This window comes from Sphingobacterium chuzhouense (assembly GCF_014692525.1).
In the GTDB taxonomy this organism is placed as follows: domain Bacteria; phylum Bacteroidota; class Bacteroidia; order Sphingobacteriales; family Sphingobacteriaceae; genus Sphingobacterium; species Sphingobacterium chuzhouense.
Genome location: NZ_JACNYL010000012.1, coordinates 1 through 795, shown reverse-complemented (window position 1 = coordinate 795; position 795 = coordinate 1). Strand labels below are relative to the sequence as shown.

Sequence of the window (795 nt, the reverse complement as noted above, 5' to 3'; positions counted from 1 at the left end):
CACCTTTCCCTCACGGTACTGGTCCACTATCGGTCTCCCAGGAGTATTTAGCCTTGGCGGATGGTGCCGCCGGGTTCACGCAGGATTTCTCCGGTCCCGCGCTACTCAGGATACTGCTATGTCCATATTCTTTGCCTGTAAGGGGCTTTCACCCGTAATGCGCAGTTTCCCACCTGCTTCCAGTTCATCATACGGTACAATATCGCAGTCCTACAACCCCTGCCATGCCGTAACATAACAGGTTTGGGCTGCTCCGCGTTCGCTCGCCACTACTTGCGGAATCACTCTTGTTTTCTCCTCCTGCGCCTACTTAGATGTTTCAGTTCAGCGCGTTCGCCCCGAATATCTCAGATATACGGTGGCATGCCTCCAGCATGCCGGGTTGCCCCATTCGGAAACCCGCGGATCTATTCGTATGTGCCGATCCCCGCGGCTTATCGCAGCTTGTCGCGTCCTTCCTCGCCTCTGGGAGCCTAGGCATCCCCCGTGTGCCCTTATTTACTTTCTTCCGTCCCATACCCCTTTTGCCTGGCATGGGACTGCCTCCGTCCGGCACCGATAGATCGGTGCCCGACTTCCTCTGTCCTCTCGTTTGTTTTTTCTATCCCAATATGTCAAAGAACTTTCACCCCGTAACACTCCGACCCGTCCAGGGCAGCGATGCCCGGGCAGGTACGCCGGTTAGGGGATATGCGGATACGGGCGTAACCAAACACCCGTATCCCGTTACCTTATAAAATGACCATGAATGTGCGCAGCGGAATCCGGTCCGGACGCTCCAGAAAGGAGGTATTC

At 55.7% G+C, this 795-nt stretch carries 1 rRNA gene; it reads right to left on the bottom strand.

The annotated features are described in order from the left end of the window. Positions 1-508: ribosomal RNA gene (locus H8B21_RS20500) — 23S ribosomal RNA — on the bottom strand; the annotation flags it as partial. Between the last annotated feature and the right edge of the window lie 287 nt (positions 509-795).